The organism is Streptomyces corchorusii, assembly GCF_001514055.1.
Classification (GTDB): domain Bacteria; phylum Actinomycetota; class Actinomycetes; order Streptomycetales; family Streptomycetaceae; genus Streptomyces; species Streptomyces olivaceoviridis.
The window spans coordinates 569,426-589,012 of record NZ_KQ948356.1 but is presented as its reverse complement, the minus strand read 5'-3'; the positions used below and the strand labels follow the sequence as shown (position 1 = coordinate 589,012).

General features: G+C 73.1%; 25 protein-coding genes, 1 tRNA gene and 1 pseudogene. 19 read left to right on the top strand and 8 right to left on the bottom strand.

What is annotated here, in order from left to right:
- Nucleotides 1–47: 47 nt before the first annotated feature.
- Together AQJ11_RS18230 and AQJ11_RS18225 are read right to left on the bottom strand one after the other, a co-directional pair.
- Nucleotides 48–311, bottom strand: a pseudogene (locus AQJ11_RS18230) (ACR3 family arsenite efflux transporter); the annotation flags it as partial.
- Between the two features lie 10 nt (nucleotides 312–321).
- Entirely contained in the window at nucleotides 322–729 is a 408-nt protein-coding gene (locus AQJ11_RS18225; protein ID WP_059263737.1) for an ArsR/SmtB family transcription factor, read from the bottom strand.
- A 76-nt stretch (nucleotides 730–805) separates the two neighbouring features.
- Between AQJ11_RS18225 and AQJ11_RS18220 the strand changes: the two genes are divergently transcribed.
- Nucleotides 806–1,279 carry an ArsI/CadI family heavy metal resistance metalloenzyme gene (locus tag AQJ11_RS18220; RefSeq protein ID WP_059263736.1) on the top strand — a complete coding sequence of 158 codons (474 nt, stop codon included), beginning with the start codon at nucleotides 806–808 and terminating at the stop codon, nucleotides 1,277–1,279.
- Between the two features lie 97 nt (nucleotides 1,280–1,376).
- A complete protein-coding gene (locus AQJ11_RS18215) occupies nucleotides 1,377–1,844 on the top strand; it encodes a hypothetical protein (RefSeq protein WP_014673624.1) in 468 nt (155 codons plus the stop codon).
- Nucleotides 1,845–1,866: 22 nt separating this feature from the next.
- Here the strand turns inward: AQJ11_RS18215 and AQJ11_RS18210 are convergent, their stop codons facing one another.
- The 3 genes from AQJ11_RS18210 to AQJ11_RS18200 form a co-directional block, all read right to left on the bottom strand.
- Entirely contained in the window at nucleotides 1,867–3,747 is a 1,881-nt protein-coding gene (locus AQJ11_RS18210) for a copper resistance CopC/CopD family protein (protein ID WP_059263735.1), read from the bottom strand.
- Between the two features lie 143 nt (nucleotides 3,748–3,890).
- Nucleotides 3,891–4,478: a GNAT family N-acetyltransferase gene (locus AQJ11_RS18205; protein WP_014673626.1), complete on the bottom strand. Its 588-nt coding sequence runs from the start codon at nucleotides 4,476–4,478 to the stop codon at nucleotides 3,891–3,893.
- Nucleotides 4,471–6,855, bottom strand: coding sequence for a penicillin acylase family protein (locus AQJ11_RS18200; protein WP_059263734.1), 2,385 nt, complete (start codon nucleotides 6,853–6,855; stop codon nucleotides 4,471–4,473). The genes AQJ11_RS18205 and AQJ11_RS18200 overlap by 8 nt, the downstream gene beginning before the upstream one ends.
- Nucleotides 6,856–6,937: 82 nt before the next feature.
- Here AQJ11_RS18200 and AQJ11_RS18195 point away from each other — a divergent pair, with 82 nt between their 5' ends.
- The 5 genes from AQJ11_RS18195 (at nucleotide 6,938) to AQJ11_RS52130 (ending at nucleotide 9,805) form a co-directional block, all read left to right on the top strand.
- The gene (locus AQJ11_RS18195) at nucleotides 6,938–7,660 is read left to right on the top strand and encodes a siderophore-interacting protein (protein ID WP_014673628.1); all 723 of its coding nucleotides are present in this window, start codon (nucleotides 6,938–6,940) and stop codon (nucleotides 7,658–7,660) included.
- Nucleotides 7,661–7,743: 83 nt separating this feature from the next.
- Nucleotides 7,744–8,337: an HhH-GPD-type base excision DNA repair protein gene (locus AQJ11_RS18190; RefSeq protein WP_014673629.1), complete on the top strand. Its 594-nt coding sequence runs from the start codon at nucleotides 7,744–7,746 to the stop codon at nucleotides 8,335–8,337.
- 115 nt (nucleotides 8,338–8,452) lie between these two features.
- A complete protein-coding gene (locus AQJ11_RS18185; protein WP_014673630.1) occupies nucleotides 8,453–9,148 on the top strand; it encodes an HdeD family acid-resistance protein in 696 nt (231 codons plus the stop codon).
- A 157-nt stretch (nucleotides 9,149–9,305) separates the two neighbouring features.
- A complete protein-coding gene (locus tag AQJ11_RS18180; RefSeq protein WP_159061673.1) occupies nucleotides 9,306–9,626 on the top strand; it encodes a hypothetical protein in 321 nt (106 codons plus the stop codon).
- Nucleotides 9,627–9,679: 53 nt separating this feature from the next.
- A complete protein-coding gene (locus tag AQJ11_RS52130) occupies nucleotides 9,680–9,805 on the top strand; it encodes a hypothetical protein (protein ID WP_257726427.1) in 126 nt (41 codons plus the stop codon).
- 21 nt (nucleotides 9,806–9,826) lie between these two features.
- On the opposite strand, the gene AQJ11_RS18175 is transcribed toward AQJ11_RS52130, so the two are convergent.
- Nucleotides 9,827–11,389: a helicase HerA-like domain-containing protein gene (locus AQJ11_RS18175; RefSeq protein ID WP_059263732.1), complete on the bottom strand. Its 1,563-nt coding sequence runs from the start codon at nucleotides 11,387–11,389 to the stop codon at nucleotides 9,827–9,829.
- A 113-nt stretch (nucleotides 11,390–11,502) separates the two neighbouring features.
- Between AQJ11_RS18175 and AQJ11_RS18170 the strand changes: the two genes are divergently transcribed.
- Together AQJ11_RS18170 and AQJ11_RS18165 are read left to right on the top strand one after the other, a co-directional pair.
- On the top strand, nucleotides 11,503–11,799 hold the full coding sequence (locus tag AQJ11_RS18170; protein WP_059263731.1) for a type II toxin-antitoxin system VapB family antitoxin: 297 nt from the start codon (nucleotides 11,503–11,505) through the stop codon (nucleotides 11,797–11,799).
- A gap of 108 nt (nucleotides 11,800–11,907) precedes the next feature.
- Entirely contained in the window at nucleotides 11,908–12,546 is a 639-nt protein-coding gene (locus AQJ11_RS18165) for a LytR C-terminal domain-containing protein (protein ID WP_244218284.1), read from the top strand.
- Nucleotides 12,547–12,588: 42 nt separating this feature from the next.
- On the opposite strand, the gene upp is transcribed toward AQJ11_RS18165, so the two are convergent.
- Nucleotides 12,589–13,224, bottom strand: a complete 636-nt coding sequence (gene upp / locus AQJ11_RS18160; RefSeq protein ID WP_014673635.1) for a uracil phosphoribosyltransferase — start codon at nucleotides 13,222–13,224, stop codon at nucleotides 12,589–12,591.
- Nucleotides 13,225–13,319: 95 nt separating this feature from the next.
- Between upp and AQJ11_RS18155 the strand changes: the two genes are divergently transcribed.
- The 9 genes from AQJ11_RS18155 to AQJ11_RS51100 all read left to right on the top strand — a co-directional run bounded on the left by AQJ11_RS18155 (nucleotide 13,320) and on the right by AQJ11_RS51100 (nucleotide 18,309).
- Entirely contained in the window at nucleotides 13,320–13,565 is a 246-nt protein-coding gene (locus tag AQJ11_RS18155) for a hypothetical protein (RefSeq protein WP_014673636.1), read from the top strand.
- Nucleotides 13,566–13,864: 299 nt separating this feature from the next.
- On the top strand, nucleotides 13,865–14,395 hold the full coding sequence (locus tag AQJ11_RS18150) for a tRNA adenosine deaminase-associated protein (protein WP_014673637.1): 531 nt from the start codon (nucleotides 13,865–13,867) through the stop codon (nucleotides 14,393–14,395).
- A gap of 59 nt (nucleotides 14,396–14,454) precedes the next feature.
- On the top strand, nucleotides 14,455–14,886 hold the full coding sequence (gene tadA, locus AQJ11_RS18145; RefSeq protein ID WP_015493289.1) for a tRNA adenosine(34) deaminase TadA: 432 nt from the start codon (nucleotides 14,455–14,457) through the stop codon (nucleotides 14,884–14,886).
- Between the two features lie 56 nt (nucleotides 14,887–14,942).
- A tRNA-Ser gene (locus AQJ11_RS18140) sits at nucleotides 14,943–15,027 on the top strand.
- A 158-nt stretch (nucleotides 15,028–15,185) separates the two neighbouring features.
- Nucleotides 15,186–15,365 (top strand): hypothetical protein, encoded by a 180-nt coding sequence (locus AQJ11_RS18135; protein WP_014673639.1) that lies wholly within the window; start codon nucleotides 15,186–15,188, stop codon nucleotides 15,363–15,365.
- A 10-nt stretch (nucleotides 15,366–15,375) separates the two neighbouring features.
- Complete coding sequence (locus AQJ11_RS18130; RefSeq protein ID WP_014673640.1) at nucleotides 15,376–15,669, top strand: Dabb family protein; 294 nt, start codon at nucleotides 15,376–15,378, stop codon at nucleotides 15,667–15,669.
- 175 nt (nucleotides 15,670–15,844) lie between these two features.
- Nucleotides 15,845–16,681 carry an RNA polymerase sigma factor SigF gene (locus AQJ11_RS18125; protein WP_041665339.1) on the top strand — a complete coding sequence of 279 codons (837 nt, stop codon included), beginning with the start codon at nucleotides 15,845–15,847 and terminating at the stop codon, nucleotides 16,679–16,681.
- Between the two features lie 337 nt (nucleotides 16,682–17,018).
- Nucleotides 17,019–17,960 carry an RNA polymerase sigma factor SigF gene (locus AQJ11_RS18120; RefSeq protein WP_014673642.1) on the top strand — a complete coding sequence of 314 codons (942 nt, stop codon included), beginning with the start codon at nucleotides 17,019–17,021 and terminating at the stop codon, nucleotides 17,958–17,960.
- 49 nt (nucleotides 17,961–18,009) lie between these two features.
- Nucleotides 18,010–18,309 (top strand): hypothetical protein, encoded by a 300-nt coding sequence (locus AQJ11_RS51100; RefSeq protein ID WP_244218283.1) that lies wholly within the window; start codon nucleotides 18,010–18,012, stop codon nucleotides 18,307–18,309.
- 313 nt (nucleotides 18,310–18,622) lie between these two features.
- Here AQJ11_RS51100 and AQJ11_RS18105 read toward each other — a convergent pair whose 3' ends face one another.
- Nucleotides 18,623–18,817, bottom strand: a complete 195-nt coding sequence (locus AQJ11_RS18105) for a hypothetical protein (RefSeq protein ID WP_059263728.1) — start codon at nucleotides 18,815–18,817, stop codon at nucleotides 18,623–18,625.
- Between the two features lie 205 nt (nucleotides 18,818–19,022).
- On the opposite strand from AQJ11_RS18105, the gene AQJ11_RS18100 reads away from it, so the two are divergent.
- On the top strand, nucleotides 19,023–19,517 hold the full coding sequence (locus AQJ11_RS18100) for a MarR family winged helix-turn-helix transcriptional regulator (protein ID WP_014673644.1): 495 nt from the start codon (nucleotides 19,023–19,025) through the stop codon (nucleotides 19,515–19,517).
- Nucleotides 19,518–19,587 lie beyond the last annotated feature (70 nt).

The following is a 19,587-nucleotide window of genomic DNA, read 5'->3' as shown; positions in this document are numbered from 1 at the left end:
CAGCGGCGGGCGTACAGGGCGACGTACACCAGGCCGATGAGGACAGGGGCGAGGCCCACGATGGCCAGGCCGGTGCGGTAGGCGGGCAGGTCCGGCAGGAACAGCCACGCCAGCGCGAACATGAGCGCCGGGCCGACGATCCAGTTGAGCAGCAGGGACGGCAGCAGCAGGCGGCGGTCGCGGGTGACGGTGGCGAGGCGGTCGTAGCGGGCCTTGGCCAGCACCGGGTACATCATCACGAGCAGGCCCAGGGCGATCGGCAGGGAGACTCCGGTGACGGTCACCTTGGCCAACGCGTCACCCAGAACCAGGCGGCAGGGCTCACGACGCGGCTCCGGCCGGCGCGGTGCGCTCGGGCAGCGGCTCGCCGGCCGGACGGGTCAGGATGCCGGCGAGCCGGTCGGTCGTCTCCGGGACGAGCCAGTAGTAGACCCAGGTGCCGCGCCGCTCGCAGTCGATCAGGCCCGCCTGCCGCAGCAGCTTCAGGTGGTGCGAGATCGTCGGCTGGGACAGGTCGAAGGCCGGGGTCAGGTCGCAGACGCAGACCTCGCCGCCCGGCCGCGAGGCGATCATCGACAGCAGGCGCAGCCGCACCGGATCGCCCAGCGCCTTGAACACCTTCGCCAGCTCCACGGCCTGGTCCTCGTCCAGGGGAGCGGTCAGCAGCCCGGGGCAGCACGCTCCGGCGCCATCGCTCTGACCGAGCACCCTCAGCTCTTGATTCGACATTCCTCTATGTTGACAGTCTTCGATCCAGCACGCAATCTTGCATCGACAGACATCAATACAACGGATGGAGCCCGTCATGTCCCGCGCTCAGCTCGCCCTGCGTGTCAGTGACCTGGAAGCGTCGATCGCCTTCTACTCGAAGCTGTTCGGCACCGAACCGGCCAAGCGGCGCGAGGGCTACGCCAACTTCGCCGTCATCGAGCCCCCGCTCAAGCTCGTGCTGATCGAGGGCGAGCCCGGCGAGGAGACCCGCCTGGACCACCTCGGCGTCGAGGTCGAGTCCACCGAACAGGTCAACGCCGCCGCCACCCGGCTCAAGGACGCCGGCCTGGCCGCCTTCGAGGAGAACGACACCTCCTGCTGCTACGCCCTCCAGGACAAGGTCTGGGTCCACGGACCCGGCAAGGAGCCGTGGGAGGTGTACGTCGTGAAGGCCGACGCCGACACCCTCGGCAGGAGCGCCGGCCCCGACGCCACCGGCGAGGGCTGCTGCACCGGCCAGGGCACCGAGGAGACCCCGACGGCGACCGGATGCGCCTGCGGCCGGTGATCCAGGTCAGCGGATGCGACCTGTGGGGCGAAAGGGCACTGTGGTGGCTGAGGTTCTTTCGCTGGAGGTGAGGGCCTTGGGGCGTTCGTTCCCTGTTGTGGCTGCTGCCGCGGCTCTGCTGGTCCCCGTCGTCCTCGTGGGCGGCAGGGCGACCGCGGCGCAGGCACGGGTGTCCGTCTCCGCCCCGGCGGGCCAGTGCGCGTCCGAGGACGCGTACGCGCCGGGGGGCGGCACCGACCTGGGCGGGACGCCCAAGCGGTTCAAGTACGCGGACACCCCGTACGCCGGTGCCCGCTTCGACGGGTGCGCCAACACGCTGAGGGTGTACTACGGCGGCTATTCCAGCCCCCACTACTCCTACTACGAGGTCCGGTACACGTATCCGTCACGGCTCGGCTGGTACAGCTGGCAGCTGCGCATGGGCGAGTACCGGGTCGCGACGGTCGACGCGCCCGCGCGCGGCGACTGGAACTTCAAGGTCAGGGCGTGCGCCGGCGCCATCGACGAGGCGGGTCCCGGACACTGCACCGGCTGGTCCCCGCAGCTCTTCCTGCACGCCGTCTGACCCCATCCGGCCCCCCTCGCACCTACCGCGTCACCCGCACGGGTGCCGACACCGTCACCTGGTCCAGGTCCGACACGCGGACCGTCGCCTTCACGGTCCAGGTGCCGGGCAGGGGCACGGTGAAGGCGGGGGTGGACCAGTAGCCGCCGCGATCGGTGAGCCGGGTGTCCAGGGGGCCCAGGCGCCGTGCCGGGAGCGTGAGGGTGACGCGGAGCTCGGGGACCGTGGCGAGGCCGCCGTCGGGGCCGTAGACCACCGCCTGGAGGGAGCCGGTGCCGACGCGGCCGGGGTCCAGGGTGATCTGGACCTTGCCGTGGCCGCCGGGCGCGCCGGTGTCGAAGGGGATCGTGATGACCGAGGCCGTCTGGACGCCCGTCGCCGCAAAGGGCGCGGACGGGGCGGACTCCGTCGCGGCGCGGCCGGGGACGGTGCCGGTCAGGAGGGTGGTCAGGGCCAGGACCAGCGCGGCGGCCACCGCCTCCAGGAGGACCGAGCGGCGCAGGAGGCGCAGCGGCGGGGCCGGGGGCGGTTCCGGGGGGAACTCGGGGAGCGGTGGGCCCGAGGCCGGTTCGGGGACGCGGGCGCGGACGGCGGCCCCCGCGGGACGGGTCAGGCGGGCGGTCCAGGTGCGGGAGCAGGCCGCCGCGAGGAGCAGCGCGGTGACCAGCGCCAGCTTCGCCAGGAGCGTGCGGCCGTACGTCGTGCCGGTCAGTGCCTGCCAGGAGCCCAGGCCGCGCCAGGACTGGTAGACGCCGGTGACGACCAGGACCACCACCGATGTGAACGCCAGGCGGGAGAAGCGGGCCGGGACCCGGGCCGGCGGGACGGCAGCCGTTCCCGGGGCGCGCCGCAGTGTCCACAGGAGCGCGGCCAGGCCGCCCAGCCAGGCCGCCGTGGCCAGCAGGTGCAGGGTGGACGAGACGATCGCCACCGGGACCTGGACGCCCGCCGAGGCGTGGTCGGACGCCGACCAGGTCAGGGCCAGGGCGACGGCGAGGGCCGCGGCCGCCGCGAGGGTGGCGCGGCGCGGGAGGCGGACGCGGAGGGTTCCGAGGAGGACCGCGGCGACCGCGGCCAGGAGCAGCAGCGCCAGGCGGAGGAGCAGGAGCCGGCCGGGGCGGGTCGTCGCCGTGTGGGTGAGGGCGGAGAGGGAGAAGGCGGTCGTCGGGGAGGCGGCCTCCTCGTAGGGGGCGCGCAGGAGGTACACGGCGAGGGTGGAGGCCACCAGGGTCACCGCGGCGGCCAGGGCGGGGGCGCGCAGGTGGGCCGTCGTCGGCGGGCGGCAGTACGCCACGAACGCGGCCGTGCCCAGGAGGAGCGCCAGGGAGAGGTAGGCGAGGTAGCGCGCGATGGTGTGCAGGGCCGTGGTGGCCCCGTTCTCCGTGCGGTCCTGGGGCAGGGCCGCCGGTGCAGCCGTGCGTTTCCCGACCGAGAAGGTGAGCGCGCCGGACACCGGGTGGCTGTCGGCGGACACCACCCGCCAGGCGACCGTGTACGTCCCGGTGGCGAGCCGGGCGGGGAGGGTGACGCGCGCGGTGTCGGAGCGGTCGGCGGCGTGGCCTGCGGGGCCGGTGCGGAGGCGGCGGTTCGCGGGGTCGTAGACCCGGAAGGAGTCGGTCAGCAGGCCGACCGACTCGGTGAAGGCGAGGGTGACGTGGCGGGGGGCGGTGCGCAGGACGGTTCCGTCGGCGGGGTCCGTCGCGCGCAGGACGGCGTGCGCCGAGGCGGGCGCCGCCGTGCCGAGGAGGAGGGCGGGGAGGAGCGCGGGGAGCAGGAGGAGCAGCAGGAACGTCTCTGCCGGGCGCCGGGACGGGCCGCGTCGGCCGCGCGGTCGCCGGTCGCCGTCCCGGGCTCGCTCACGGTCTCCGCCGTGGGCTCCGTCGTTGTCCGCGTCGCGCAGCACCGTCAGCCTCCGTTCCCACCGTGCACCCGTGCCTCCCCGTAGGTACGAGGGGAACCGGCCGCGTGCTCACCAGGTCGGGGCGGTTCGGCGGCCGGTGGGGGCGAGGAGCAAGAGGGGGAGCGCGATCCCGTCGTCGGGCGTCGTCACCCGGGGAAGGCTGCCGCCCGGTCCAGGAAGGCGAGTTGCGCGTGCTTCCGAGGCAGGTACACGTCGGGCAGGTCGACCTCGGGGAGGACGACGGCCGGGCCCCGCTCGAAGCCCTGGCGTTCGAAGCGGGCGATGGCCTTGGCGTTGCGCACGTCCGGGTCGATCACGATCCGGTGGCGGTCCAGGACCAGCAGCACGTAGGTCGTGATCGCCTTCACCAGGGCGGACGTCCAGCCGGGGCGCGCGCCGGCGGGACCGGCGGGAGCGAGGAGGAGGTGGACGCCGAGATCGCCGGGGCGGACGTCGTAGCACTCGCCGACCCGGTCGGCGGACGGCTCGTACGTCTGGAGGAGCGCGGCCGGTCCGCCGTCCACGGTGACCAGGTGGGCGTGGTGGGTGTCGAGCGTGTCCATGTGGGCGTAGACCTCGGCGACCCGGTCCCGGGTGAGGCCGTTCATCCCCCAGAACGCGGCGCGTTCGTCGCTGACCCAGGCGTGGATCAGGTCCGCGTCGCCCTCCGGGTCGAGGGGACGGACGCGGACGGTGCCGTAACCGTCGATGTGCTGGACGTGCAGGTCAGTCATCGGATTCCTCGGTCTCCTGGGTTTCCTCGGGTTCGTCCATGGGTTCGGGGGTGAGCCGGGTCCAGTCGGTGACCACCGGGACCAGTTCGCCCGCGGTCCACAAGGGGAGTTGGTCGCGGTGGTGGGCGGCGCCGGGTACGCCGTCGGCGCCGAACGGGACCACCCAGCGGCTGTTGGCGCGGTCGGCCAGGTCCCAGACGTAGCGGGCGGCCGGGCCGCGGGCGGTGCGGTCGGTGAGACCGGGCACGGCGGAGGTGCACAGCACGCAGTCGTGGTCACCGGCGAGACCGGGGCCGTCCGCGCCGGGGCCGGGGGCCGGCCGGAGCGCCGTCCAGGGGGCCAGGCGGTGGGTGGCCGACCAGGGACCGGTGGGGGGTGCGGCGGCGACCTCTTCCAGGGCGCCACGGACGGCTGCCGCGCGGTCGATGCCGTACAGGTCCCCGGCGCGCAGGAGGTGTTCGAGGGCGTGGCCGACGCGCGGGACGAGGGCCAGCCACGGGAGCAGGACGTCCGGGTAGGCCGGGGGCTCGGTGAGCGGGGCGAACACCGGGTGGGCGGCGAGCCGGCGCACGACCGCGCTCCGCACCGCCGCGTACGCCGCCGCGTCCGTGCTGTCCGCCGCCATCCGGCGGTCCCAGGCGAGCAGACGGTCCCGGAGGGCCGCCGCGGCCGGGCTGAGTCCGGTGAGGGCGGCGAGGCGATCCAGGAGGGCCGCGGCGGAACCGAGGTGGGTGTCGGTGTGGATCGCGGGCATGCCGTCGGCGCTCCAGGTGGGGCGCGCGTCGAGCAGGGCGCGGATGCGGGCGGCGCGGTGGGGCGGGGCGAACTCGACGCCGAGGGGGGCGGCCAGGCCGCGGGCGTTGGCCATCACCGCGATGCCGTTCTCGGTCGCCGGGCGGGCGTACGGCGTCTCGTGCGCGCCCTGCCATTCATGGCCGGGCTCCCAGGCGGGGACCGGCTTCAGGCGGTTGGCCTCGGCGCGGCGCGGGACGTGGCCGGCGACGCGGTGCAGGGTGCCTCCGGCGGTGTCGGCTGCCTGTACGACGTTGACCGGCTCGGTCCAGGCGTCCAGGGCCGTGTCGATGTCGGCGACCGTGCGGGAGCGGAGAAGGGGGAGGAGGGCGCTGAACCCGAGGTCCCCCGTCACGCGGGGCGGGTAGCGCAGGGCGAGCGCCTCGGCGGCGCCGTCGACCGGGTCCTCGCTCCCACCCGCACCACCGGCGCGGCTTTCGCCGCCGGATGCGCGGGGCCCCGGCGGTACGTCCCCGCCCTCGGCGTCCCCGCGTCCGCGCACGGGGCCCGCCTCGGCGGACCTCCCGGACCGACGCTCGGACGTGCCGGCCGGGGAGGCGGCGGGGGGCGGGGAGGAGTTGGGAGCGGGGTCGGCGGGCCTCCTCGTCGCGCGCCGGAAGGCGTCCGCGTTCTCCGGTGGGCGCGCGGCGATCGCCTCAAGTCCCTCCGGTCCCCCGGCTATCACCGGGCCCCGGGGTGTCTCGACGAGCTCTATCTCGATGGGGGCCTCGCCCGCGATGTGGACGGTCTCCGTGTGGCGGGTGGCGCGGTGCCAGGTGCCGTCCGGGCCCAGGGCCTCGATGCCCGCGCCGGTGCGTCGGAGCCGTTCGCGGTAGAGGTCCTGGTAGTCGGCCATGGCGTTGGTGATGGCCCAGGCGACCGTGCCGGTGTGGCCGAAGTGGGCGATGCCGGGGACGCCGGGCACGGCCAGGCCGACGACGTCGAACTCGGGGCAGGAGAGGTGGATCTGCTGGTAGACGCCGGGGGCTTCGATGAAGCGGTGCGGGTCGCCGGCGATGAGGGCGTGCCCCGTGTCCGTGCGGTCGCCGGTGACCAGCCAGCCGTTGCTGCCCGCCGTACCGGGCCCGTCGGTGGCGAACAGGCCGACCGCCTCGGGGCCGAGGTGCCGTATCGCCCGCTCGCGCCAGAGCTTGGCCGGGAAGCCCGCGAAGAGGATGTGCGTGCCGAGCCAGACGGCGAGGGGCGTCCACGGCTGCCAGCGGCCGGGGGCCAGACCGGCACGGGCGAACTCGGGGGCGCGGCCGGCGCCGTTGGGCAGCCCCTCGTTGACCCCGTCGACGTACGCCCGCACCCAGTCGGCCGTCTCCGGGTCCCGCCGCTCCAGCGTGGCGAAGCAGCGGCGGGCGGTGTCGTCGAGCCGGGCCCGGCGGGCGAAGACGTCCCAGGAGAGCGCCTCGGCGCCGAGGAAGGAGGCGGAGGTGCCCTGGGCGCGGTGGCGTTCGACCTCCAGCTGCCAGGCCCGGTCGTGGGCGGTGACCCGGCCCTGGGCGCGGGCGAGTTCACGGGCGCTGGACGCCCGCAGGTGGGGGATGCCCCAGGCGTCGCGGTAGGTCTCGATGGTCACCCGGGAATCTCCTGCGCCTTGCTCTTTAGGTTAGCCTTGCCTAACTTCTGTGCGGGAATCGTACGCGAACGATGGAGGAGCCATGGGGCAGGGGCGGGGTTGGGAAGGCGCGGTCCTCAGACTGCTGGGCGCCAAGGACTTCCTGCTGACCGTTCTCCACGCCGAGGACGTGACACCGCGGTACCGGCGGCTCCGGCTGAGCGACGGCGGACTGCTCGCCGCGACCGGCGTCCACCCCACCATGTGGGTACGGCTGTGGTTCTCCGCCGACGGCCGGCCCCACCAGCGCGCCTACACCCTGGTCGACCCCGACCCCGCCGCCGGCACCTTCGGCCTGGAGTTCGCCCTGCACGCGGGCACGGCCTCCGACTGGGCGCGGGCCGCGCGGCCCGGCGACACGATCGAGGCCACCGTCCAGGGCACCGGCTTCCGGGACCCCGAACCGGCGCCGTCCCACGTCGTCGCGATCGGCGACCCGGCCTCGCTGCCCGCGCTCAACTCCCTGCTCGGCGCGCTGGGCCCGGCCCCGGCCACCGTCTGGTTCGAGGGGGACCCGGCGGGGCTGCCCTGCCGGACCGAGGCCGACCGGCACGAGGTGCGGGCGGTGCCGCGCCGGGACGCGGGCGCCCACCTGGTGGAACGGGTCCGCGCCGAGCTGCCCGCCGTCCTCGCCGGCACCCCGCACCCGTACGTCTGGATCGCCTGCGACACCGCGACCACCCGCACGCTCGCGGCCCACGTCCGCAAGGACCTCGGTGTGCCGAAGCACCGGGTGCACGCCCTGGGGTACTGGCGCGCGCGGTGAGCGGCGGCGGGCGGGCCGGGGACCACCGGGGGCGAGTGGCCACCCGGCGGGCGGAGCCGTCCCGCGCGCGGGATCATCGACGCATGGACGTCACCCTGCACCTCGCCCAGGACCCCGCGGCCGACGCGCTGCTCGGACGCTCCGCGCTCGCCGCGCTGACGGGGATGCTGCTGGACCAGCAGATCCCCATGGAATGGGCGTTCAAGGGACCCCGCACCATCGCCGACCGGCTCGGCACGGACGACCTGGACGCGCACGAGATCGCGGCGATGGACCCCGAGGCCTTCGCCGCGCTGCTCTCCGAGAAGCCCGCGGTGCACCGCTACCCGGGCTCGATGGCGAAGCGGATCCAGCAGTTGTGCCAGTACCTCGTCGAGCACTACGACGGGGACGCGGAGGCGGTCTGGCGGGGCGTGGACAGCGGAGCCGAGCTGCTGCGGCGGCTGGAGGACCTGCCGGGGTTCGGCAAGCAGAAGGCGCAGATCTTCCTGGCCCTGCTCGGCAAGCGGCTCGGCGTCGCGCCCGAGGGCTGGCGGGAGGCCGCGGGAGCCTACGGGGAAGCGAAGTCCTTCCGGTCCGTCGCCGACATCACCGGCCCCGAGTCCCTGGCCAAGGTCCGCGCCCACAAACAGGAGATGAAGGCGGCGGCGAAGGCGGCCAAGGCGGCGAAGAGGTAAGGCGCCCGCCCCGCCCACGCCCCGGCCGGGACGGTCGCCGCCCCGCCCCGTCCCCCGATCACCCGCTCGGCCCACCCCGCTGGCCCGCGCCGCCCGGCCGGTCTCAGCATGGGGCATGAGCGAGGTACCGAGCAGCGGTCCCGAGCGGGACCGTGCGTACGACGACCGGCACGTTCACGCGGGGGCGTCACCGGGCGGCCACCCCGCCGCGGCGCCGCCCGGCACCCACCACGAGCCGGAGCCGCCGTTCGAGGGCCCGCTGCACGCCCTGTCGCGGGCCGCCTGGCAGATCGTCCTGCTCACCGGGGTCGGCTCCCTGGTGCTCGGCGTCCTGGTGCTGGTCTGGCCCGGCCCCTCCCTGGTGGCCGCCGGTGTGCTGTTCGGCCTCTACCTGCTGTACAGCGGGGTCCTCCAACTGGTGGCCGCGTTCGGCACGCACCGGGCGACCTCCCTGCGCGTCCTCGCCTTCATCAGCGGCGCGCTGTCCATCCTGCTCGGCCTGTTCTGCTTCCGCGGGCCCATGCAGTCGATCCTGCTGCTCGCCCTGTGGATCGGCATCGGCTGGCTCTTCCGCGGCATCACGCAGACCCTGGCCGCCGTGCACGACTCCCGGATGCCCGCCCGGGGCTGGCAGATCTTCCTCGGGATCCTGACCTTCATCGCCGGGATCGTGCTCATCGACTCGCCGTTCAAGTCGGTCGCCGTGCTGACCCTCGTCGGCGGGATCTGGCTGGTCGTGGTGGGCATCGTGGAGATCGTGACCGCGTTCGGCATCCGCCGCCGGGCGCGCCACGTACCGCAGACCCTGTGACCAACGCCGTACTCCCCGCTGCGACCCCGGCCCGACGCCCATGCCCCGCCCCGCGACGGCCACCGCCGTAAACCTCTCTCCCACCCACGTACTCCGGACGGGTGGATCTCGTCCCCGACGTGCTGCGCTTCCCGCGTGCCGCGGGAAAACAGGGGGTGTGAGCAGGAGCAGGAGCACGCCCCGGGGCCGTACCTGGCTACGCGTCCTCGTGCTGCTCCTCGCCCTGTGGGTGCCCGGCGCGCACGTGCCGGCCCAGGCGGTGCCGGACCTCGCCGTGGCCGCCGAGACGGCCGAGCACGATGTCCTCGACACACCGCTACGGCCGCCCGCCCGCGCGATCCACCGGGCCGACACGCCCGAACGCCTCGCACCCCTCCCCGTCCCGGCGCCCGCCGCTGCGGCGGCCCGGCCGGGCCCCGCCGCGCCCCGGGCGCCGTACACCGCGCCCCTGCTGCGCACGGTGGTCCTGCGCTGCTGACGGACCCGCGTCCCCGCAAGGTCAGTCGGCTCGACGCAAGGAGCAGCACAGCCATGCCCAAGGATCCCTACGCCGTCCTGCGCGCCCTGCTGCGCGCGGAGGCCCGGCGCGGTACGGCATCCCGGCCGGACCAGCGGACACCGGAACCCCAGCGGTCGCCCGAGGAGCGGGACCGCTGACCCGGCACCGGCGGGGGCGGACTACCGCCTCCGCCGGGCGGTGCCGAAGAGGGAGCGGGTGATCTCACGGCCGAGCTGGGTGCCGACCGAACGGGCCAGCGACTTGAACATCCCGCTGCCGACGACCTGTTCGACCAGCGACGGCTCCTCCTGGGGAGCGCGCGCGGCGGCCGGCTCCCGCGGCTGTTCCGCCGGCCGGGCGGCGCTCAGCCGCTCGTACGCCGACTCGCGGTCCACAGCCTGTGCATAACGGTCGTGGAGCGGGGAGTCACGGACCGCCCGGTCCAGTTCGGCGGGGTCCACCGGGCCCATCAGGGACCGCGGGGCGCGCAGCCGGGTGGCGGCGACCGGGGTCGGGGCGCCGGTCTCGCCGAGCACGGTCACCACGGCCTCGCCGGTGCCCAGCCCGGTGAGCAGTTCCTCCAGGTCGTACGCCGACCTCGGGAAGGTCTGCACGGTCGCCCGCAGGGCCTTGTGGTCGTCGGGGGTGAAGGCGCGCAGGGCGTGCTGGACGCGGCTGCCGAGCTGGCCGAGGACGTCGCCGGGCACGTCCTTGGGCGTCTGGGTGACGAAGAAGACGCCGACGCCCTTGGAGCGGATCAGGCGGACCGTCTGGGTGATCGACTCCAGGAACGCCCTGGACGCGTCGTCGAACAGCAGGTGCGCCTCGTCGAAGAAGAACACCAGCCTGGGCTTGTCGGCGTCGCCGATCTCGGGCAGGTCGTGGAAGAGGTCGGCGAGCAGCCACATCAGGAACGTCGAGAAGAGCAGCGGTCTGTCCTGGACCGCCGCGAGTTCCAGGACCGAGACGATGCCCCGGCCGTCCTCCGCCGTGCGCAGGAAGTCCGCCGTGCCGAACTCCGGCTCGCCGAAGAAGTCCGCCATGCCCTGCGCCTCGAAGGCCGTCAGGGAGCGCAGGATCACCCCGGCCGTGGCACCGGACAGGCCGCCGATGCCCTTGAGTTCGGCCTTGCCCTCGTCGGAGGTGAGGAAGGCGACGACCGCGCGCAGGTCCTTGAGGTCGATCAGCTCCAGGCCCTTGGTGTCGGCGTAGTGGAAGATCAGGCCGAGGGACTGTTCCTGGGTCTGGTTCAGCCGGAGCACCTTGGACAGCAGCACGGGGCCGAAACTGGTGACGGTGGCCCGTACGGGGATGCCGTGGCCGAGGCCGCCCAGCGCGAAAAACTCCGCCGGGACGCCGGCCGGGGCCCACTCCTGGCCCACGTCGGCGGACCGCTTGCGCACCCGCTCGTTCGGCTGCCCCGGCCGCGCGATGCCGGACAGGTCGCCCTTGATGTCCGCGAGGAACACGGGCACGCCCTGGGCCGACAACTGCTCGGCGATCAGCTGGAGGGTCTTGGTCTTGCCGGTGCCAGTGGCGCCCGCGACCAGCCCGTGCCGGTTGAGCACGGACAGCGGGATGCGGACCGGCGCGTCGGCGCGACACGCCCCGTCCCACAGGAGGGCACCGAGATCGAGCGCGGGGCCGGTGAAGGCGTAACCGGCGGCGATCTTCCGGGCCTCTTCGGGCAGTGCGGGCGCCCCCCGCGGGCCGGCGGGCGGCACGGTCTCGCTGTCACTCATCTCCGACCCCTGTCCCCGTAGTTACCGATATGCCCGGTTTGATCCATCTTTTCAAGCCTCGCACTCCGTCGCCATGGCTGCGCCCGGAACGTCTTGGCCGGTAGGCTTTCCGTGTGATCTTCAAGCGCATCGGAAACGGCCGGCCGTACCCCGACCACGGCCGGGAGAGCACCCGGCAGTGGGCGGACGTCGCGCCGCGCCCGGTCCGCCTCGATCAGCTCGTCACCACCAAGCAGCAGCTCGATCTGGAGACCCTGCTGGCGGAGGACTCGACGTTCTACGGCGACCTCTTCGCGCACGTCGTGAAGTGGCAGGGCGACCTCTACCTGGAGGACGACCTGCACCGCGCGGTCCGCGCCGCCCTCCAGCAGCGCCAGGTGCTGCACGCGCGCGTGCTCGAACTCGACTGACCCGGCGCGGCAGGGCCGTTGGCCCTTTCGGGTTCCGCTGGGCGGCATCCAGCGGCATCGACTGATCATCTGATAGGCATCGCCGCTCGGGCGCACTACGCTGCGCCCATGAGCATGCTGACTCCCCCCGGCATGGGCGGCCAGTACCGCGTCACGGGGGACAAATACCCTCGGATGCGTCCGCCCCGGCGGCGCGGCAGGCTCGTGGCCGTCGCGGTGGCGTCCGTCACCGCACTCGGCCTGATCGGCTGGGGCACGCTCCAGCTCGTCGACGTCTTCACCGGAGGCGGCGACAAGTACACGGCGACAGGCGCCACGAAGGACTGCCGGACCAAAACGGCCGCGGCCCCGGCGGCCCGGGTGCACGCCCTGCCCAGGCCCGGCCAGATCACCGTGAACGTCTACAACGCGACCAAGCGCACGGGGCTCGCCAAGACCACCGCGGACGAGCTGAGGAAACGCGGCTTCAAGATCGGCGACGTGGGCAACGCGTCGAAGCAGTACGACAAGAAGGTCAAGGGCGCCGGGATACTCCTCGGCTCCGCCGCCGCGCGGGACACCTCACTGCGCGTCCTCGGCACCCAGCTCGACGGTGCGCAACTGCGCGCCGACAGCCGCAGGACGGCCGACCTCGACCTCGTCATCGGCGACGCCTTCAAGGGGCTGGCCAAGCAGGGGGCGGCCGATCAGGCCCTGGCCAAGCTGAGCGAGCCCGCCCCGACGGCCTCCCCGAAGAAGAGCTGCTGAAGGGAAGGGGCGATCGAGCCGCACCCCGGGGGGGGCGAAGACCTACTCCGCCGCCCCGTAGAGCCGGTCCCCCGCGTCCCCCAGCCCCGGCACGATGTACCCGAGCTCGTTGAGGTGGTCGTCGACGGCCGCCGTGACCACGGTGACCGGCGTCCCCGCCAGCTCCCGCTCCATGACCTCGACGCCTTCGGGAGCGGCCAGCAGGACCACCGCCGTGACGTCGTCGGCGCCGCGCTTGATCAGTTCCTGGATCGCCGCGACCAGCGTGCCGCCCGTGGCCAGCATCGGGTCGAGGACGTACACCTGGCGGCCCGAGAGGTCCTCCGGCATGCGCGTGGCGTACGTGGACGCCTGGAGCGTCTCCTCGTTGCGGATCATGCCCAGGAAGCCCACCTCGGCCGTCGGCAGCAGCCGGACCATGCCGTCCAGCATGCCGAGACCGGCCCGCAGGATCGGCACCACCAGCGGGCGGGGACGGGCGAGCTTGACGCCGGTGGTCACCGCGACCGGCGTCTGGATGTCGACGGCCTCGGTGCGCACGTCCCGCGTGGCCTCGTAGGCGAGCAGGGTGACCAGTTCGTCGGCGAGCCGCCGGAAGGTCGCGGAGTCCGTGCGCTGGTCGCGCAGAGTGGTGAGCTTGTGGGCGACCAGGGGGTGGTCGACGACATGGAGACGCATGCCCCTAACGGTACCTGCGCCCCGGACCGCCCTCACGCTGGCGTCAAACCGGCCATCCGGGGGAAAGTGGGAGGGACGGACTGGGGTGGTGTGACGTGTCTGACCTGCCTGACCTGCCCGCGGACGCCTCCGGGCCCACCGGCGACACGGCCGGCCCCGCTGCGCGCTCCGCGCGGACCGATTCCGACAAGCCCGAGAGCGAGACCGAACGCCGGCGCCGCCGGGCGCAGTTCCTGCGGGAACTCGCCGAAGCGCGTGCGTTGCGCGCCCGGGTCCAGCCCCGACGCGCCAAGGCCGCACGGCTGCGCCACGCGATGCGTATGCGGACGTTCCGCTGGTAGATCCACGGCCGTTCGTGGGACGAAGGAGCCACGCCCGCGCCGGTGTCGGGAGGCGGGCGTGCGTGAGCGCCGGGAAAAGCCGCGTACGATCCGCAGGTGGCGGCAATGAGCGCGCTGGTGAGCCGATCACGGATCCACGATCGAAACAGCCAGACACAGGGAGCCGAAGACGTCCCCTGGACGGCTTGTTTCTGCCACGATTCCGAGTGGGTGGGGCTCGGAGCCCAGCTCTCTCCGCCCAAGTACCTCCGCCGGGGGGACCCCCAACCGGCACGCCTATGACCAGTGGGAGAGTCACGGTGTACTTCGCCGCACTGCTCGCGCGCACCGAAGACGGGTGGGAAGCGAGCGACACAGAGCTCGACGATGTGGAGACCCTGTCGGATCTGGCCGACCTGGCCCGGGAAGCCTCTCCCGACGAGGACACGGTGCTCGTCCTGATCGAGCAGGAGGACGCCTGGTTCGGCGTCGTCCGCGTGGACGGCGAGGACGACCCTCGCATCTACGTCTCGGACGCCGCCGCCGCCCAGCGCAGCGCGTACGGGGAGCTGCTGCTCACCGACGAGCTGCTCGGCCGGGAGCCCGGCGCGGACGACGGCCCGGACCTGGACGCCCTGGACCTCGACGGCACCGAGGACGGCGAGTCCGAGGACGACGAGGAGGAAGGTGCCGCCGGCGACGCGGTGCCGCACAGCCCGGTGGGCGACAGCGAGATCCTGGACGACCTGGGCATCAGCGAGAAGGAGCTGCGCGCGCTGGACGCCGACGACGCGCTGAACACGATCGCCGAGGCCCTGGGCGCCTCGGAGGTGCTGGAGACCGTCCGCTGACCACGCCACAGCGGGCGCGGGGCACGCCGGACCCGGTGCGGGACCCCTGGCGGGCCGCGATGCGGCTCGCCCTGGACGAGGCCGGGCTGGCCGTCCGGGGCGGGGACGTCCCGGTCGGCGCCGTCGTGCTGTCCCCGGACGGTACGACGGTGCTCGGTGCCGGGCACAACGAGCGTGAGGCCACCGGTGATCCCACGGCCCACGCCGAGGTCCTGGCGATCCGGCGGGCGGCGGCCCGGCTCGGCGAGTGGCGGCTGACCGGCTGCACGCTCGTCGTCACGCTGGAGCCGTGCACGATGTGCGCGGGCGCGCTCGTCCAGTCCCGGGTGGACCGGGTGGTCTACGGCGCCCGGGACGAGAAGGCGGGCGCGGCCGGTTCCCTGTGGGACGTGGTGCGCGACCGCCGGCTCAACCACCGGCCGGAGGTCATCGAGGGCGTGCTCGCGGCGGAGTGCGCGCGGCTGCTCACCGAGTTCTTCCGTGCCCGCTGAGCCGCCGCCGGATATCGATTTCGAACCACGGCCCCCCGTGCTGTAGGGTCTCCCTCGGTAGCGTGTCCGAGCGGCCGAAGGAGCTCGCCTCGAAAGCGAGTGTGGCGCAAGTCACCGAGGGTTCAAATCCCTCCGCTACCGCTCACCGAAAGGCCCCGTCGAACGACGGGGCCTTTCGCGCGTTCCGGACACAAGCCGCGTGGGACGGCGCGCTGTTGGCCGTACACGGAAGGCCGAACGTTACACTCGCGGCCGGCGGGCAGCAGGGGCCCGAGGGCGCTGGTACAGGGGAGGCCGCGATGGCGGTGAACGCCAAGAAGATCGCCGTGTACGTGCTCGTGGTCTTCGCGCTGTACGTGATCATCACGGATCCGGCCAAGGCGGCCGACTACGTGCAGATAGGCTTCGAGGGCATATCGGACGCCGCGAAGGCCGTCGGCGACTTCATGACCTGGGTCGCCCACGGAGGAAAGAGCTGAGGCACACCCCATGATCCGCCATCTGGTCCTCTTCAAGCTCAACGAGGGCGTCGAGCGCGACGATCCGCGGGTCGTGGCGGGCGCGGAGGCCTTCCGGGCCCTCGGCGGCCAGATCGAGGAGCTGCGCTTCTGGGAGTGCGCCTGGAACATCAGCGACCGGCCGATCGCCTACGACTTCGCGATCAACTCGGCCGTCGAGGACGCCGACGCCCTCAAGCGCTATCTGGAGCACCCGGCCCACCAGGCGGGCGTCGCATTGTGGCGGGAGTTCGCCACCTGGGTGATCGCCGACTACCCGTTCTGAGCCCCGCGCCCGCCGGAACCCCTCGCCGTCCGGCGAGGGGTTTTTCGTGCGATGCGTACCCAATTCATCAGCGTTTGAACCACAACACGAGGTTATCGGGTGCTTGCACACGGTGCACATGTCTTGTGATGCTATGACCGCTTTTGACGGATGATTGACCGATGAAGAGGTGGCGTTGACCGTGTCGGCCAGTACTGCGCCGCCCCAGGAAGAGGCGCCCACTCCGACCCCGCCGGCCCCCGAGAAGCGCCGCGGCGCGGACACCCGGGCCCTGACCCAGGTGTTGTTCGCCGAACTGAAGGACCTCACCCCCGGCACGCCGGAGCACAACCGGGTGCGGGGAGCGCTGATCGAGGCGAACCTCCCGCTCGTACGCTACGCCGCCGCCCGCTTCCGCTCCCGCAACGAGCCCATGGAGGACGTCGTCCAGGTCGGCACCATCGGGCTGATCAACGCCATCGACCGCTTCGACCCCGACCGGGGCGTGCAGTTCCCCACCTTCGCGATGCCCACCGTGGTCGGCGAGATCAAGCGGTACTTCCGGGACAACGTCCGCACGGTCCACGTCCCGCGCCGGCTGCACGAGCTGTGGGTGCAGGTCAACAGCGCCACCGAGGACCTGACCACGCTCTACGGCCGCTCGCCGTCCACCGCCGAGATCGCCGAGCGGCTGCGGATCAGCGAGGACGAGGTGCTGAGCTGCATCGAGGCGGGACGCTCGTACCACGCCACCTCGCTGGAGGCCGCCCAGGAGGGCGACGGGCTGCCCGGACTGCTCGACCGGATCGGCTACGAGGACCCGGCCCTGGACGGCGTGGAACACCGCGACCTGGTCCGCCACCTCCTCGTCCAGCTCCCCGAGAGAGAACAGCGCATCCTCCTCCTGCGCTACTACAGCAATCTCACCCAGTCACAGATCAGCGCGGAACTCGGCGTCTCCCAGATGCATGTCTCGCGCCTCCTCGCCCGTAGCTTCCAGCGGCTGCGTTCCGCAAATCGGATCGACGCATAACCGCAGCAGACGCCGTGGCGGCTGATGCATAGCGGGCGCACGGAAGCACGCCCCGAACACCACTGCATCGCAAACCCGATCGAGCGTTAACCGGCGCGGGCGAATCGCTCACCAGGGCTGTTGCCGACACTTCGGCCCCGAAATCCCGTCAGACCCCTTGTTTGCAGGGCCGATTCCGATCTGACATGTCGACATGTCGGTACAGCGCGTTGCCGACATGTGACATTCTGCGGGAAGCGCGTTTGCCGGGGCTCCGGCTCCGGTATTCAGGTGAAGGCTGCGTCGCTCGGAAAGAGACGGCGCCGCCGCGACCGTCCCGCGACCCAAAGGGGGTGGCATGTCCGCAGACCAGGGCAGCTCGAAGGTGCTGACGCCCACGCTGAGCGAGGCAGCGCCCAAGGAGCTCGACGCTCTCGACGTCCTCGACGGCTTCGAGGGTGTCACGGCCCTCGAAGCCGTGCCGTCCCCGGCCGCCGGCCCGGCCGCCGAAGCTGTCCCGGCCGCGCAGGTCACGGCCGCCATCGACACCCGCACCCTGTCCCGCTCGCTGTTCCTGCGCCTGGCCGCGCTGGGCGAGGACAGCCCCGAGCGGGCGTACGTCCGGGACACCCTGATCGAGCTGAACCTGCCGCTGGTCCGCTACGCGGCGGCGCGGTTCCGCTCGCGCAACGAACCGATGGAGGACATCGTCCAGGTCGGCACCATCGGCCTGATCAAGGCGATCGACCGGTTCGACTGCGAACGGGGCGTGGAGTTCCCGACGTTCGCGATGCCGACCGTCGTGGGCGAGATCAAGCGGTTCTTCCGCGACACCTCCTGGTCGGTGCGCGTCCCGCGCCGGCTCCAGGAGCTGCGCCTGGCCCTCACCAAGGCCAGTGACGAGCTGTCCCAGAAGCTGGACCGCTCCCCCACGGTGACCGAGCTGGCCGCCGTGCTCGGTGTCTCCGAGGAGGACGTGGTCGACGGCCTCGCGGTCGGCAACGCCTACACCGCCTCCTCCCTCGACTCCCCGGCCCCCGAGGACGACGGCGGCGAGGGCTCGCTCGCCGACCGGCTCGGCTACGAGGACACGGCCCTGGAGGGCGTGGAGTACCGGGAGTCCCTCAAGCCGCTGCTGGCCAAGCTCCCGCCCCGGGAGCGCCGGATCATCATGCTGCGCTTCTTCGCCAACATGACCCAGTCGCAGATCGGCGAGGAGGTCGGCATCTCCCAGATGCACGTCTCCCGTCTGCTGACCCGGACGCTGGCGCAGTTGCGGGAAGGTCTGATCTCGGACTGACGCTTCCCGTCGGCTTCCCGTCCGACGAGGCGTCAGCCACCATGACCGGATGCCTCGTACCGGGATGCTTCGTACGACGGCATGGACGCGTGGCCGCCGAGGCGCCGTTACGGCAGCGTCGGCGGCCGTCGTCTGTCTGGGCGGGATGCTCGCCGCGTGCGCGGGCGGTGGTCCGGGCGGCGGCTACACGGCGGTCGGCGCGGGGCCGGGCGGCCCGACGGCCGCGGCGCCGTCCGGGTCGGTGATCCTCGTGCCGCTCGACGGGGACGAGGGCCGCGGCGCACCCCGGGACGGCCCCGCGCGGGACCGGCTCCGCCGCGTGTACGGAGGAACCGATCGCGTCCGGTGACCCGCGCTCCGCGCCACCGGTGCCGGCGCCGGCACCGACCGGCGAGGGCAGCCCCGGCACCCCACGGCGGCCCGGACGGCCGTACGACTCCGCCGGCGGCCTCACCGAGCCAGGCCCCCGCTCCGAGCCGTACGACGGCCCCCGCCGCACCCGCCGACCTCTCCTGGGGCGACCCGGTGACCGAGGACACCGGCAAGCGGTGGCGCCGGGTACGCACAGGAGCCCCACCTGGACGGTGTGCGTGGACGCCTGGCGGGTGCCGGTCGGCATGCGCGTCGAGACGCGGGACGTCTCCGTCCGGTGGGAGTGAGTCCTACTTGACCGCCAGATAAGCGACGCCGGCGACCACCAGGAGCGCCACGATCACGCCGATGATCAGACCGACCCGGGGGCCGGAGGAGGCCGCCTGCTGCTGGGGCCCCTGGGGGGCCTCGTCGACGAACGCGCGGAACATCTGGGTGCTGCCTGCGGGGTCGTAATTGCCCTGGGGGCCCTGGGTGTTAGCCATGGCCCGAGACCCTAGCGAATCCCGGTGACCGACCCAAGTGCGGGGCCACCGGGACAGACGGGGGCACGCCACCCGCAGTCACCTGCATATTTACGATCGCAATACTTGCCTTTGCCAAGTTTTTGCGCCGCCGGACCCCTGTTTGTTTGCCTTCAGCAACCAAGCAGTCCTATGGTTGCCCCAAGCAACGAATACGGGAGGTGTGATGGCCGGGCAGGCGCAGTTTGAAGAGCTGGCGCGTCAGCTCAGTGCCGTCGGAGCCGTGAAACGGGACATGGGGCGGATCCTGCCGCCCGACTGCCCGGCCGGCTCGGCCGCCGTGCTGACCCTGCTCGGCCGCCACGGCGACATGCGCATGAGCAAGCTCGCGGAGCTGCTCGCCGTGGACATGTCGGTGACCAGCCGGCATGTCGCGCACGTCGCCGCACGCGGCTGGATCGAGCGGCACCCCGACCCGGCGGACAAGCGCTCGCGCATCCTGCGCCTGACGCCGGAGGGCCTGCACCAGCTCGACGACCTGTCCCGGCGGACCACGCACCTGCTGGCCGAGCGGCTCGCGGACTGGACCGACGAGGACGTCGGCGAGCTGATCCGGCTGATGACGCGTCTGCGCGCGTCCTTCGGCGACTGCCGGTCCGCCCCGCTGCGGCTCCCCGCTCCCGTAGACGAAGAGACCACCCGTACACCCGCAAGCACGTAAGAAAAGGAAGCCCATGGCAACGACCACACCAGCCGGTGTGCGGGCTCACGCCAAGCACGGGGGAGGCTCC